The organism is Shewanella sp. MSW, assembly GCF_007636515.1.
Taxonomy (GTDB): domain Bacteria; phylum Pseudomonadota; class Gammaproteobacteria; order Enterobacterales; family Shewanellaceae; genus Shewanella; species Shewanella indica.
In genome coordinates, this window is record NZ_LVDR01000007.1 from 1 (window position 1) to 13,819 (window position 13,819).

A 13,819-nucleotide genomic window follows, 5' to 3' on the forward strand; every position below is an offset into this window, starting at 1 on the left:
GGTGGAATCGTTGGCTTCGCCTGCTTTCGTCGCAATAATTTATGACAAGCTTTGGTATCGTAAGCCCCGTCAGCGGAGACTTGTCTAAGCTTGCGTCTTAGGGGAGCCAGTAACGCTGGAAGTACTTCATTATCTGCTACAGTTTCAAGGCTTGTTTGCGCACTTGTTGTGGCAAAGTTTAGAGTGGATCTCCAGCCGTATGCACATCAATATCTGGATGGGTTCTGGCATAGTTGAGTGCCAACACCACCAGCAGCACCATAGAAGAAGTCAAAAGCCCTATGCTGAGTTGTCCCATCATGGGCACCAGCGACATTAACATGGCCGCAAGACCGGCGGCAAAGTTCTGCAGGCCACCGAGCAGGGCACCGGCAACTCCGGCTTGGCGCGGGAAGGGTTCAAGCGCTGCCGATGTCAGTGCCGGAAACAGTATGCCTGCCCCGGTAAAGAAGAGCACAGAGCCAATCAGTAGGCACCAGCCTATCACCAAAGTTGACAGGCCGGGCAGTAGTAAAAATAGCGCCCCGGCGCCCAGCAGAGCTACGCCGTGGTGAAACAGTTTATGCAGTGATGCCTGTCTGCCGGCATACCAGGCGCCCAAAAGATAACCCGGAATAGGGGCCACGAAATAGCAGCTGACCATCATGGGACTCATGGCCAACACCTGACCATAGAGAATACCGGCAATAGCCTCAAAGGCGGCAATCCCGGCGAAGGTAGCCACCAAAGACAGCAGATAACCGCGAAAGGCTCTGTGTTTGAGCACCAAGGCATAAGACTTGAGCACAGATTGCGGCTGGCGTTTTTCTTTGGGCAGGGATTCCTTGAATTTCAGCGCCAGGGTGATTACCACAAAGATCCCGAAAAAAGCCAGGAACCAATACACGGCATGCCAGCCATAATGCATACTCAACACCCCGCCAATAAAAGGAGCCAGCAGCGGTGAGAACACCACGGCCATGGACACGTAACTGTTGAAGCGCACCAGTTTTTCACCGAAGAAGAAATCTCTTGGAATAGAACGGCAAAGGGCGCCGGCACTGGCGGTGCCGCAGCCTTGAATGGCACTGGCAAGCAACAAGGTGTTAAAGCTCTCGGCGCAGGCGGCAATGATAGCGCCTACAACGAACAGACTGAGACCGATAAGCAGCAGCGGCTTACGGCCGAATCTGTCCGATACCGGGCCATAAACAAATTGCAGCAGGCCATAGGCCAACAGATAAGTGCCCATAATCGCCTGTAACTGACCGGCGCTGACACTGAATTGCTCACCCATCATAGGCAGAGCGGGCACAAAAATGGTTTGGGCTATCTGGCCGCAGGCGACCATCATCACCAGCATGATTAACAGGGGGCTCAAGGATACGCCGGAAACATTCTCATCAGGTACCACAGTCAATACTCCACAACCTTGATACAGAACTAAAAGATCGTTTGGGAAGATACGCAAAGACGAGTGCCGGATAGGGAGGCGCATCTTCCTGCTCGGGGTCTCCCCGAGACGGGCGCTATCATACTCGGCTATTTTGCAATTTCAATGACAGAAGTCGCTGTTAAACAAGAAAAAACTAGGGATGTTGATAACTTTTCATCCGGCACAATAGCGTGTAATTATTAGTTTACAGTTGTTAGCTTGATTCTTGGGCAAAGCCAACAGTAAGTCATCTCTGTAACCCGCGCACCTTCGCTTTTATTGGTTTTGAAGTCAGCAGTTGAATATTGATTTGGAATAAGATGTTTACAGTCTGCTTTGATAAATTAATTTTTGGATCCCAAGCCTGTTACTCGTGTTATCGGCAAGCCGCCAGCATTCCCCCCGGGAAAGAGTGAGCTTAAAGCGCTTGCTGCAACCAGGATGCGGCAGTAAAGTAAACTGCGCCGGCCATTAGGTTCGGCTGTCACTGCCTCAACACCACTCCTAATCCAGTGGCACAAACTAGCTATTAAGTCATTGTCATTCGGGATATTCATGTCAATTCAACCTCACGCGGTTCACCGCCTCTATGAACACCGTCAGTCGCTGTCGACCAAACCTTATGCATCAAGGGGCAAGAATCTTGTTCGCTGCGGTCGTTGTCTGTTGGAGCAGAGCTTTTGTACCTGTGAGCACAGGCGACTGTTGCCTTCCAAAGCGGCGTTTGCGCTGGTTATGTATGATGCCGAGGTATTGAAACCCAGCAACAGTGGGCGTTTGATAGCCGACCTCATTCCGGATACCCATGCCTTTCTCTGGTCGCGAACTCAGCCGGACCCTCAACTCTTGGCCTTGCTGGAAAACCCGGATTATCAACCCTACCTGGTGTTTCCTGGGGAATATGCCTTACCTGGGCAAGAGGTGGTGACTGAGGCTTTGAGTGAGGTGCTCGCTAATCAGGGAGAGCCCGAGCAAGCCAAGCTGCCGCTGTTTATTGTGCTCGATGGCAGTTGGCGTGAGGCGGTGAAGATGTTTCGCAAGAGTAGTTATCTGCATCAATTACCTATGCTGTCATTCAGCGCTGAAACCTTGGCTCGCTATCAGCTTAGAAAGGGCAGCCGCGACTTTCAGATGGGCACCGCCGAAGTGGCGATATTAACTCTGCAATCTTTAGGGGAACAAGGCTGCGCCGAAGCCTTGGATACCTGGTTTAAGCTCTTTATCAGCAGCAGTTTGGCAACCCGCAGTCGCTTGGTAAAAAATAAGCCAGAACAAATTCAAATACTCAAACAGCAGTTTACCCGCCAGGTCGCCGATTTGTATTCCGAACAGATAACTTATCGTCCCTAACCAGGGATGATAATTGACAAGTAGCTTCAAGCACTTACACTGGGAAATAAAACAATCTGGCGCCAAACGCCGGGTTGTTGAGCCATCAGGACCGCCCATTGAATGTTGGAAGCTGCCATGTCCTTAGTTGTTACTGCACTAAAACCCGTGTTTGCCCGTAAGGGTTATTTCAATCACTCGATTGCTCCACTATTGCCACTGCTCATTGTCAGTGGTTTTTTATTGCTCGGTTGTGAACCTGAACCCGTGACCATCACCCCCAAACTGGTGGTGGTGGAAGAGGTTGAGCAGGCGACTGTGCCTGTTTACGGTAATTATGTCGGTATCACCAAAGCTTCGTTGGATGTGGAGGTCAGGGCCCGAGTCGATGGCTTTGTCGAGGAGCGACTCTTTACCGAGGGCAGCGCTGTCAATGCCGGCGATATCTTATACAAGATAGATAACAAGCCGTATAACGCAGTGGTTAACCGACTCAAGGCCAATGTTGAGTCACAGCAGGCGATACTGGAAAAGGCGCAGCGGGATGTGAAGCGTCTGAAACCTCTCTATGAACAGGATGCCGCCAGTCAGTTGGATTATGACAATGCGCTGTCGGCGTTGGCTCAGGCCAAGTCGGCTCTGGCCGCCGGCCACGCCGAGTTGGAAGAAGCGCTGCTGGAGCTTAGTTACACCGAGATAAAGGCGCCGATCGCAGGTTTAGTCAGTCGCTCCGAGGTGGATATCGGCGCCTTGGTCGGTAGCCAGGGGCAATCCTTGCTGACACGGGTGAAGCAGGTGAACCCCATTTATGTCAATTTCAATATGTCGGCGCTGGATTACCTCAATGCCAGACGTCGCATGACCAGTTACAACCAGCAACAGGAAGCCGAGACTGAAGGCAAGGCGGTAGAGGGATTTGTACGTATCACCCTGCCGGACAACAGTGAATATCGCTATCTGGGTAACGTCAGTTTCACCGATCCTCAGGTTAACCCCAGTACAGGTACTTTTGAGGTGAGAGCGGTTTTGCCCAATCCGGACAAAGAGTTGCTGCCGGGTCAATACACCAATGTCAGGATCAAACTCAGTGAGATAGACAATGCCATAGTGATACCGCAGCGTTCGACCCAAGTGGATCAGGGCGGCGTTTATGTGATGGTGGTGATGCCGGACAATAAAGTTGAGCGGCGCTTTATCGTGATTGAGCATCAGGGGCCTGAGGGCGTGGTGGTCAAGAGTGGTCTCAACGCCGGTGAACGTGTGATAGTCGAAGGCATGCACCGTGTGCGTCATGGCCAACTGGCCGAGCCGCTTGATGCCAAAGAGTATCAGAAGCGTCTCGACGAGCAGGAAAAGCAGGAGGCACTGGAGCAGCAATCAAAAGAACAGGAGCGTAACTAGATGGCTCAGTTCTTTATTGGCCGACCCGTGTTCTCGGCCGTTATCAGTATTGTTATTGTGCTCTTGGGCTTGATAGCCATGTTCCAGCTGCCGGTGGATCAATATCCCTATATCACGCCGCCGCAGGTGAGTATCTCGGCTTCCTATCCGGGAGCCGCCTCCACAACCGCCGCAGAGTCAGTGGCAACACCGCTGGAGCAGGAGGTCAATGGTGTGCCCAATATGATCTATATGAGCTCCAAGAGCACCAATTCTGGCGGCACCAATGTCACCATCACTTTTGATGTAGGCACAAGCCCGGATCTGGCGGCAGTGGATGTGCAGAACGCGACTCAGCAGGCTCTGGGTAATTTGCCAATCAATGTGCAAACCGAAGGTGTTTCTGTCTCCAAGGATTCCTCGGTGGAGCTGCTCAAGCTGGCATTGACCTCCAAAGATCCTCGTTTCGATGAAATTTACCTCTCCAATTACGCCTCCATTAATATCGAATCGGCACTGAGACGGATCCCCGGCGTTGGTCGTACCCGGAATACCGGCTCCCGCAGTTATGCCATGCGGGTGTGGCTGCGCCCGGATGCCATGGCGGGTCATAGCCTGACCACGACAGATGTTACTGACGCCATCAAGGCACAAAACAAGGAAACCCCGGCCGGTACTGTGGGTACCCAACCCAATAGTGATGCCTTGAGCCAGACCTTGCCGATAACCGCCAGTGGGCGGCTGTCCAGTGTCAGGGAATTTGAAGAGATCATAGTTCGCGCCAATCCGGACGGATCCATCATTCGCCTGCGTGATATTGCCAGGGTGGAACTCGGCTCCTCGGCTTATACCTTGCAATCCCAACTCAATGGCCAGAATGCCACTATCTTGCAGGTGTATCTGTTGCCCGGTGCCAACGCCCTTGAGGTGACCCGTAAGGTCAAGGAAACCATGGCGGAGCTGGCGACCAAGTTTCCCAGCGGTATGGAATGGCAGGTGTTTTACGATGCTTCTGTGTTTATTGAAGAATCCATCGATGAGGTGGTGCAAACCCTGATCGAAGCCCTGGTGTTGGTGGTGCTGGTGGTATACCTGTTCTTGCAGAATTGGCGGGCGACCCTGATCCCGGCAATTGCGGTACCTGTCTCCCTGATTGGGACATTGGCCGCCATGCTGGCTTTCGGTTTTACCATTAATACCGTCAGCCTGCTGGCACTGGTTTTGGCCATTGGCATTGTGGTCGATGATGCGATTGTGGTGGTGGAAAACGTCGAGCGACTTATCAATGAAAAGGGCATGAGCCCGATGGCGGCCACCCGCAGCGCCATGAAAGAGTTATCCGGTGCCTTGATAGCAACCAGTTTGGTGCTGTGCGCCGTGTTTGTACCTGTGTCTTTTCTTGCCGGGATCACCGGCATTATGTACCGTGAATTTGCTGTCGCCATTGCTGTGGCGGTGCTGATCTCCACTGTGGTGGCATTGACCTTGAGCCCGGCACTTTGCGCCTTGCTGTTGCGGCCGGGCGATGCGGCCAACAGCGGTTTCTTCTTCTGGCTCAATAACCGTCTCTCCAAATTGACCGACAAATATGTGTCCCTGGTAGGCTTAGCCAACAAGCATGCGCGGCGCAGTTACCTGGTGTTTGGCGCCATGGTGGTGGCGGTTTGGTACATCATGAGCCATTTGCCATCGAGCTTTATGCCGGATGAGGATCAGGGCCGTTTCTTCATCGATATGACGCTGCCTGCCGGGGCGACGGTCAACCGCACCCAAGAGGTGCTCAAGATTGCCGAGCGCCATGTGCTGGCCCATCCGGCCGTCGCCTGGTCTTTTACCCTGGCCGGGGAAAACCGCCGCTCTGGGTCGAATCAAGCCAACGGCCAGTTTGAAGTGATCCTCAAACCCTGGGCCGAACGGGAACAAAATCAGGCCACAGTGCAGAAGGTAATGAAAGAGCTTAAATATCAGCTCAGCCAGGTATTGCAGGCTGAGTTCAACCTCTATCTGCCATCGGCCGTGCCCGGTCTGGGTAACGGCTCCGGGGTGGAGATGGTGCTGCAGGATACTTCGGGAACCAACTTCAAAGGATTGATGGAAACCAGCAACGAATTGGTGGAGCAGCTCAAGCAGCAACCTGAGGTTGCGGCAGCGGCCATGTCGCTGCAGGGATCCATTCCACAGCTGTACCTCTCGGTCAATGAAGCCAAGGCGATGGCTATCGGGGTAGATGTGGCCGATCTCTACAGTACCATCAAGACCTTTACCGATTCGGCCACGGTCAATGATTTCAATCTGTTTGGTCGGGTATACCGCGTCAGAGTACAGGCCGAAGACAGTTATCGTCAGTTTCCCCAGCAGATCAAAGATTATTATGTCCGGTCATCCAATGGTGCCATGGTGCCGATAGGGGTCTTGGCCGACTATGAATATACTGTGGGGCCCGCGGCTGTGACCCATTACAATCTGTTCTCCAGTGCGTCCATCAATGTCACTCCGGCGCCCGGGTATGCGACCGGTGATGTGATAAAAGCCATCGATAGGGTGGCTAAGCCCATGTTACCGCCCGAGTTCAAGTATGAATGGACAGGGCTCACCTTCCAGGAAGTGCGCTCGGCCAACCAGACCAGTATCGCCATTACGCTGGCCTTGGTGTTCGTGTTCCTGTTTTTGGCGGCGTTGTACGAGAGTTGGACCATTCCTGTCGCCGTGCTGCTTATTGCGCCCATTGCCATGCTGGGAGCCTCTTTGGCAACACTGCTCAGTGGTATGCAGAGTAATCTCTTCTTCCAGGTTGCCTTCATTGCCCTTATCGGGATGGCGGCCAAAAACTCGATTTTGATTGTCGAGTTCGCCAACCAACTGCACCGAGAGGGCCGTTCACGGCTGGAGGCGGCAATGGAAGCCGCCGCAATGCGCTTCAGGCCGATTTTGATGACCTCCATGGCCTTTATTCTCGGTGTCTTGCCGCTGGTTTTGTCCGCCGGACCCGGCTCTGTCAGTCGTCATTCTGTATCTATTCCCATCCTTGGCGGCATGGTGCTTGCTACCAGCATAGGGATTGTACTGGTGCCGCTGTTCTTTGTGACCACAGCCGCTTGGGTTCGCACCAAGGTTAAGGGTGACTCGGCAAGCCAAAAGTCGACCACGGAGGAAGGCGTATGAAGACAGGGGTATTAACCATGAGCCCGGTGAAACCGATTAAGCTACCGGTCCTTAGTAAACGCACTAGACCGGTACTGCTCGCCCTGACACTTTCCTTGGGCCTTTGGGGCTGCACTCTGGGACCGGATTATCAGCGCCCTGAGCTCAATATGCCGGCGCAGTTTGATAAGGCGCTGCCGCAAGTCGAGTCCGATGAAGCCGTTAAGGATGAGTGGCAGACGTTTTTCCTCAATCCCGAGTTGCAGGTACTTATTCGTCAGGCGCTGAATAACAATATCGACCTGGCGATGATGCAAAGCAGACTGCGAGCCGCCAGAGCCGAAGGGCGGGTGGTTGATGCGGCTCTGTGGCCCGAGCTTGGGCTTGAGTTTGAAGCCGAACGGGCACTAAGCAGCGCCATTACCAATAAAGATCCCAGTGCCGAGACAGATGTTAATCTCAAGGGGGTCGCTTCATGGGAGCTGGATGTTTGGGGCGCCAACCGCCGGGCCAGTGAGGCGGCACTGGCCAATACGCTGTCGCAGGCAGAGCTGCTTGAGGCATCCAAAATCAGCCTTATCAGTGATATCGCGACTGCCTTTTATCAGCTGACCGATATAGAGCAAAGACTTAAGATCTCTCGGGAAACGGCCGAGATCCGCGCCAAGGAACTGAAACTGGCTAAACTCAGGCGGGCCAACGGGATGATCTCGGGTCTTGATGTACACCAGGCTGAAGTGGAATATCAAACCGCCATGGTGACCTTGCCTCAGCTCGAATATGACAGCAAGGCCAAGCGCAATCAGTTGCTTATCTTACTTGGAGCTTACGATCACCCCTTGCCAGAGCTTCCCAAACTGGTGAGTAGCGAGTTTCCCGAGTCTCTGGCGGTTGGGGTGCCTTCACAGTTACTGTCGCGCCGCCCGGATGTTCGCGCCAGCGAGTTGGCCCTGGTAGCGGCCACGGCGGAGGTCGGGGTCGCCAAGAGTGCCTTTTTCCCCGGGTTTACCATTACCGCCGAATATGGCCGCGGATCCGATAGCCTGGATAACCTTTTCAGTTCCAAGGGACTCACCTGGTCGCTGCTCGGTGGGATCACGGCGCCGATTTTCAATGCCGGCAAGATAAGTGCCGAATATGAGATAGCCAACGAGGCGCAGCTGCAGGCCATGCTTGCTTATCGCAGCACGGTATTGAACGCCTATATGGAAGTGCGCAATGCGATGAATGATTATCAGAGAACGCAGCAGGCTCTGATAGAGCAACAACGCTTGCTTGATGCAGCCTCTGAATACGTGCGCCTGGCGCGGCTCAGATACCAGAACGGCGTCGCAACTTCGCTTGACTTGATGGATGCCCAGCGCCAACGTTTCAGCGCCGAGCTGTCGTTGAGCGAGTCAAAACGCGATAAGTTGCTGGCTATGATAGCCCTCTACCGCGCCCTGCGTGGCGGCGCACCGGCGAAGAGTTAATCCAGGGAACACAGTAGGTTCAATTGAGTTTCTTGAGGATATCGCCCAGCAGTTGGTGGGTCATTTTGGCGTCTCTGTCACTTAAGCGAGAGAGGCTTTCATTCAACCACAGGCTTAACTTGGCATCATCGGCGGCACCGACCCTCTCCAGCAAAGTGGCGGCCTTTTGTTTGAGGGCACTGAGTTGCGGCAACGGCGATTGAGCATCTTTCAGCCCCAGGCGGCCATCGGCACAGGTCAAAGCCTGACCCAGAGCGTAGGAGTAGACCATCACGGCTTGCGCCAGATTGAGGGAAGGGTATTCGGTGGCCAGTGGTACGTAGCTGAGTAAGTCACAAATCGCCAAGTCGGCGTTACTCAGGCCACTGGCCTCACAGCCAAAGACGATGGCGGCGTGTTGCACCTGTTCCTGCTGGATACTCAGTTGCTCGCCGAGTTCTGCCGGGCTTAAATAGTGTCTTGGGCTGCCACGTTCTCTTGCTGTGGTGGCCACCATAAGCTCAAACTCTTCTCTGAGCTCCTCCAGGCTGGCCACTTCACGGATGTTGGTTAGTATGTCCTCGGCGCCGCAGGCGACCCAGGCCGCTTCCTCTTCCAGATGAGCTTGGGAATTCACCACGATGAGTTCACTGAACCCTTGGGTCTTGATGGCGCGGGCTGCGGCGCCAACATTGGCGGCGCGAGCAGGGGAGACGAGTACAAAGCTGAGTTTCATCCGAAAAAAGGCTCTAAAGGAAAACTGCAGCGATTATAAGGTTCTGCAATCGAGAATAAAGCAAAAAAGCTGCAACCGGCCGGGAAAAGGTCTATTGCAGCTTTATTGGTTCAGTCAGAGAGGGTAAGTCGCCGCGTTACTTGGAATAGTTGAACACAGTGTCGGCGCGCCACACCCGGTAGCGCAGCTCGGCATTTTCAGGCAGATAGATAACCATAGGCAACTTGCTGTTATATCTCAGTTTGTATTCACCCGGAATGCGAACAAACTCCTGATGCTTGGCCTTATCGAAACAGGCCATCATGGTCGAGCGCCCCGGGCCAATTTCATCCAGCTCCCAATAGGTGTAACCCCAACCTTTGAGATCCATCTGCTTCAGCTCGCCCATCAGGCCGTGCTTGTTGCAGTCAACCATCTGGGTTTGGCCCACCTGAATTTCAACCATGTAGTCATCTTCGTTTTCCAATTGGGGCAGAGTCAGTATGTGTTGCACCATGCCTTCTTTGGGGGCGGGGAACATCTTGCTGCTATCCTGTGGCTCATAGTTGTCGGCATCAAATTGGTTTGCGGTAATCATGTTCTGGTTGTACCCCTGTGGATGCGGCGGGCTGACTGCCAAAACCTGGGCAGATAACAAAGCGGAAGCGATAAGTGCCAGTTTCAGTTTGCCGGACTTAAGCATAGGTTTTCTCCTTATGGGCCCGCTATGGGCGAAAATCAATTATTGGATTGGCGCTGTGTATGATTGCGCTTCTGTAGTGTTAAACGGCCAGCTGCTGAGAAAGGGTTATTTATTTTCAAAAAAATCATAAATAATTTTGTATTGCCATACAAATCAAAATAGTACCCGTTATGTATCTGTTTTAGGTTCAGGTAATTGAGAGTTAAAACGCCCGCCAGGCTCAGCCTGGCGGGCGTTGTCAGTTTAGGGCGGTTCGTTTGAACGCTGCGGATTATTTAAATGCCGACTTCACCACCATCGACTTTGCGCAGCACCACGGTCGCTGCCCTTGGGCGAATGCTGGTGCCTATGGGTGTTTCCTCGGCGGCATTGGCAGAGACCGGCCAATTCCCCGGGTGCTGGATATTGGCAAATACCGAAGTGTAGTCCGGCGAGATGGCAAAGCCTGTGACTTCGCAACCGTTGGGGCCGACGAAGAAGCGCTTCAGCTCGGTTTGATTATCGGCGGTAACAGTCAAAGGCTTGCCGTCGCCATCGACCATCTTGGATGGCACTATTGCCAGCATCTGGTCGTTGGTGTGCTCAGTCACCTCTTTGGCGCCATTATCTGTCTGGATCCACAGAATACCGCGGGCATCGAACGCCAGGCCGTCCGGGCTGGCCAGTTGGTTAAGCTCAGTCAGGCCGGAGAGGTTGGTGGCGTCGTCACCGTCGGCCGGAGAACCGAACAGGAAGATATCCCAGCTAAACTCGGTATCACTGGCGCCTTCATCCCAACGGATGATATGGCCAAAGTTGTTTTTCAGCCTTGGGTTGGCGGCATTGGCTTCAGTCCGCTTGGAGTTGTTGGTCAGGGTCAGATAGACACTGCCGGTGAAAGGATCCACTACACACCACTCGGGTCTGTCCATTGGCGTCGCGCCAACCAAATCGGCGGCACCGGCGGTGTTGATGATGATATCGGCCTGGCTGGCAAATGTATCGGCCAGGGTCTTGCCGTCCTTTGTCATGGCATCCAGGGTCAGCGGCAACCATTCACCTACGCCACCTTCGGTAAACTTGGCCACATACAGGGTACCTTCATCCATGTACTTGGCACCTGTTGCCAGGCGGTTGCTGCTGTCGGCATCCTTGGGGTCCCAGAGCGCCGCTGAAACAAACTTGTACATATATTCAAAGCGCGAGTCATGGCCTGAGTAGAATACCAGTGGTTTACCTTCGGCCAGCTTGCCAAAAGCGCAGCCTTCATGACGGAAACGCCCCAGCGCGGTTCGTTTAACTGCGCGGGAATTAGGGTTGTAAGGGTCGACTTCGACGATATATCCATAGCCGTTGTCTTCATTGCGATAGTCGTATATGGCATCACTGGCCTTGGGAGTGACATCGAAACGGGCAAATTCATCCAGGCGCTCTTCGGCATGACCGGCCAGATCGGCCCAGCCATAACGGGTAGATTTTTTGCTGACACCGATACGGCGTTGTGCTGAGGTCATTTCTCCCTTGTTGACGAAGTAGCCGGGCCAGTTTTCCTCACAGGTGAGGTAAGTGCCCCAAGGGGTATAACCGTTACCACAGTTGTTCAAAGTGCCTCGGGTCTGGCTGCCATCGGGGGAGAAGGCGGTAACGACTTTGTCGGTATAGGCTACCGGGCCGCTGAGATCCATGGTGGAAGCACCGGTGAAGCGGCGATTATGCTTGTCATCTTTGACCACTTCCCAGTTGCTGCCGTCAAGTTTGATACGCACCACTGTCATGCCGTGAGCATTGATCTCTTTGCGGACTTCATCGACCAAGGTTCTCAAACCGGTATTGGCATCCACAGTTGGACCGTTGGGGTGCAGGGCATCTGGCTCAATATATTCATGGTTGATACACAAGAGGCCATCGGTTCCGGCTTCATTGAGTGGGAAGAAATGCATACCGTCGTGGTTTTGACCTACGGAGTTGGCCTGATCCTGGGCGGTATTACTGCCATCAGCCTGCCATTCGGCGGCTTTACTATTCAGCGGAGTCCCCCAGGGAGCCAGAACCTGAGCCTGGTAACCTTGTGGAATAACCACAGCATCAAGGCGAGAACCGGCAACTGACTCAAATCCCAGTGTCACGCTGGATTGACTGGGTGGAACCTGAGTAGGGGGCACAGGATCCGGTGTGCCAGAGGTGTTATTGTTATCTGAACCGCAACCGGCGAGGCCGAAGCCGCCAAATGCAGTCAAGGCACTGACGCCCAAGCCACTTTTTACAAAATTGCGCCGGGAAAGGTGCTTATCCAACACCTGGGCAAAAGGTTCGTTCTGACTTTTATTAAACTGCGTCGGATCGAAAGTCGCCTTGCTCATAAGATTTCACTCCGTGATCTTCTATCTCATTATAGGAATTGCAAATGCGACGCAAAGACTAATGACGCCATATGACAGCCAGATAACGCTAAAGTGACACAAATAAGACATAGCCCCCATTTTGAGAATTAAATTGTTAATTCTCTGGTGTTGTTTGTGACTTTTTCAATCTCAAGACTTGAAATTGTGAAAGGAAAGGGGGATGCTTTGCTCGTCAAATAGTTTGAATATCAAAATATAAGAGTGGCTTACTATGAGTTCAGAGTTTCACACCACCACGCGCTGGCAGCATAAGCATAATTTTACCCACCATAATGAGCAGGGAGAGAAGAGTACCAAATGGGTGCTCTTGCTGACTGTGGTCACCATGGTGGCCGAGATTGTTGCCGGTACCATATATGGTTCTATGGCGCTACTGGCTGATGGCTGGCATATGGGAACTCATGCTGCGGCATTTATGCTGACGCTGTTTGCTTACTCTTACGCCAGGAAACACGCCAACAACCCCAGGTTTGCCTTCGGTACTGGTAAAGTCAGTGTGCTCGGCGGTTTTACCAGTGCTATAGCTCTGGGGTTAGTGGCATTGTTAATGCTGATAGAATCCGGCTCCAGACTCCTGTATCCGGAAGATATTCATTTTGACCAGGCGATTTTGGTGGCCATCATAGGTTTAACTGTCAACATCGTCAGTGTGTTTTTGCTCAAGGATCACCACGGTCACGATCATGGCCACAGCCACAGTCATGGGCACAACCATGGACATAATCACGCCCATAACCACAACCATAACCACAACCACAACCACAACCATGACAGTGGGGATTCCCACGGACACAAAGATCATAATTTGCGTGCGGCCTATTTCCATGTATTGGCTGATGCCTTGACTTCCTTATTGGCAATTGGCGCGCTGTTGGCCGGTAAATATTTTGGTTTGAATTGGCTCGATCCCGTGATGGGAATTGTCGGAGCTGTTATCATCAGTCGCTGGGCTTGGGGACTTATCAGTCAGACCAGTCCCGTGTTGCTCGATGCAGGTGTTGAAGCCGAGTTCAGTCGCAAGCTGGTGGAACGGATAGAAGCCGAAAAAGATCACAAGGTAACCGATATCCATGTGTGGCCGGTCAGTGCCGATCATCACGCAGCCATGATCTCTTTGGTGAGCCATGCTCCCCACAGTACCGACTATTATCATGAGTTGCTGGCGGACTTTAACCGCATAGATCACCTGACCATTGAAGTTAATCAGTGTGCCGACTGCAAGAAGGCGGCAACGCCGAGAGCCAATGAGCGTGAGCAAGCGAGCCACACAGAGACAGGACATCATCACCATCATCATTAAGGTGC

The 13,819-nt window shown here is 53.1% G+C and carries 9 protein-coding genes and 1 pseudogene; 5 read left to right on the plus strand and 5 right to left on the minus strand.

Features of this window, described 5'->3' with window-relative positions:
- Together AYI96_RS09010 and emrD are read right to left on the minus strand one after the other, a co-directional pair.
- Positions 1–164: pseudogene (locus AYI96_RS09010) on the minus strand (transposase); the annotation flags it as partial.
- Between the two features lie 14 nt (positions 165–178).
- Positions 179–1,399 (minus strand): multidrug efflux MFS transporter EmrD, encoded by a 1,221-nt coding sequence (gene emrD, locus AYI96_RS09015; RefSeq protein ID WP_260852978.1) that lies wholly within the window; start codon positions 1,397–1,399, stop codon positions 179–181.
- Positions 1,400–1,969: 570 nt separating this feature from the next.
- On the opposite strand from emrD, the gene AYI96_RS09020 reads away from it, so the two are divergent.
- The 4 genes from AYI96_RS09020 to AYI96_RS09035 all read left to right on the plus strand — a co-directional run bounded on the left by AYI96_RS09020 (position 1,970) and on the right by AYI96_RS09035 (position 8,736).
- The gene (locus tag AYI96_RS09020; RefSeq protein WP_100143713.1) at positions 1,970–2,764 is read left to right on the plus strand and encodes a tRNA-uridine aminocarboxypropyltransferase; all 795 of its coding nucleotides are present in this window, start codon (positions 1,970–1,972) and stop codon (positions 2,762–2,764) included.
- Between the two features lie 117 nt (positions 2,765–2,881).
- On the plus strand, positions 2,882–4,144 hold the full coding sequence (locus tag AYI96_RS09025; protein ID WP_083399774.1) for an efflux RND transporter periplasmic adaptor subunit: 1,263 nt from the start codon (positions 2,882–2,884) through the stop codon (positions 4,142–4,144).
- On the plus strand, positions 4,145–7,285 hold the full coding sequence (locus AYI96_RS09030) for an efflux RND transporter permease subunit (protein WP_144361472.1): 3,141 nt from the start codon (positions 4,145–4,147) through the stop codon (positions 7,283–7,285). It begins immediately after the preceding gene.
- Positions 7,282–8,736, plus strand: coding sequence for an efflux transporter outer membrane subunit (locus tag AYI96_RS09035; protein ID WP_260852980.1), 1,455 nt, complete (start codon positions 7,282–7,284; stop codon positions 8,734–8,736). Before AYI96_RS09030 ends, AYI96_RS09035 begins: the two co-directional genes overlap by 4 nt.
- Before the next feature lie 19 nt (positions 8,737–8,755).
- On the opposite strand, the gene AYI96_RS09040 is transcribed toward AYI96_RS09035, so the two are convergent.
- From AYI96_RS09040 to AYI96_RS09050, 3 genes are all read right to left on the minus strand, one after another.
- A complete protein-coding gene (locus AYI96_RS09040) occupies positions 8,756–9,451 on the minus strand; it encodes a tRNA/rRNA methyltransferase (RefSeq protein WP_144361473.1) in 696 nt (231 codons plus the stop codon).
- Positions 9,452–9,587: 136 nt separating this feature from the next.
- Positions 9,588–10,133 (minus strand): serine protease inhibitor ecotin, encoded by a 546-nt coding sequence (eco, locus tag AYI96_RS09045; protein ID WP_144361474.1) that lies wholly within the window; start codon positions 10,131–10,133, stop codon positions 9,588–9,590.
- A 275-nt stretch (positions 10,134–10,408) separates the two neighbouring features.
- Positions 10,409–12,472: a PhoX family protein gene (locus AYI96_RS09050; protein WP_144361475.1), complete on the minus strand. Its 2,064-nt coding sequence runs from the start codon at positions 12,470–12,472 to the stop codon at positions 10,409–10,411.
- A 253-nt stretch (positions 12,473–12,725) separates the two neighbouring features.
- Here AYI96_RS09050 and dmeF point away from each other — a divergent pair, with 253 nt between their 5' ends.
- Positions 12,726–13,814, plus strand: a complete 1,089-nt coding sequence (gene dmeF, locus AYI96_RS09055; protein WP_144361476.1) for a CDF family Co(II)/Ni(II) efflux transporter DmeF — start codon at positions 12,726–12,728, stop codon at positions 13,812–13,814.
- Positions 13,815–13,819: the final 5 nt, after the last annotated feature.

What these genes read in the sequence shown, in the direction of transcription:
- eco (WP_144361474.1), bottom strand. Translation starts at nt 10,133, where the DNA reads ATGCTTAAGTCCGGCAAACTGAAACTGGCACTTATCGCTTCCGCTTTG.
- AYI96_RS09050 (WP_144361475.1), bottom strand. Translation starts at nt 12,472, where the DNA reads ATGAGCAAGGCGACTTTCGATCCGACGCAGTTTAATAAAAGTCAGAAC.
- AYI96_RS09030 (WP_144361472.1), top strand. Translation starts at nt 4,145, where the DNA reads ATGGCTCAGTTCTTTATTGGCCGACCCGTGTTCTCGGCCGTTATCAGT.
- AYI96_RS09020 (WP_100143713.1), top strand. Translation starts at nt 1,970, where the DNA reads ATGTCAATTCAACCTCACGCGGTTCACCGCCTCTATGAACACCGTCAG.
- AYI96_RS09035 (WP_260852980.1), top strand. Translation starts at nt 7,282, where the DNA reads ATGAAGACAGGGGTATTAACCATGAGCCCGGTGAAACCGATTAAGCTA.
- dmeF (WP_144361476.1), top strand. Translation starts at nt 12,726, where the DNA reads ATGAGTTCAGAGTTTCACACCACCACGCGCTGGCAGCATAAGCATAAT.
- AYI96_RS09025 (WP_083399774.1), top strand. Translation starts at nt 2,882, where the DNA reads ATGTCCTTAGTTGTTACTGCACTAAAACCCGTGTTTGCCCGTAAGGGT.
- AYI96_RS09040 (WP_144361473.1), bottom strand. Translation starts at nt 9,451, where the DNA reads ATGAAACTCAGCTTTGTACTCGTCTCCCCTGCTCGCGCCGCCAATGTT.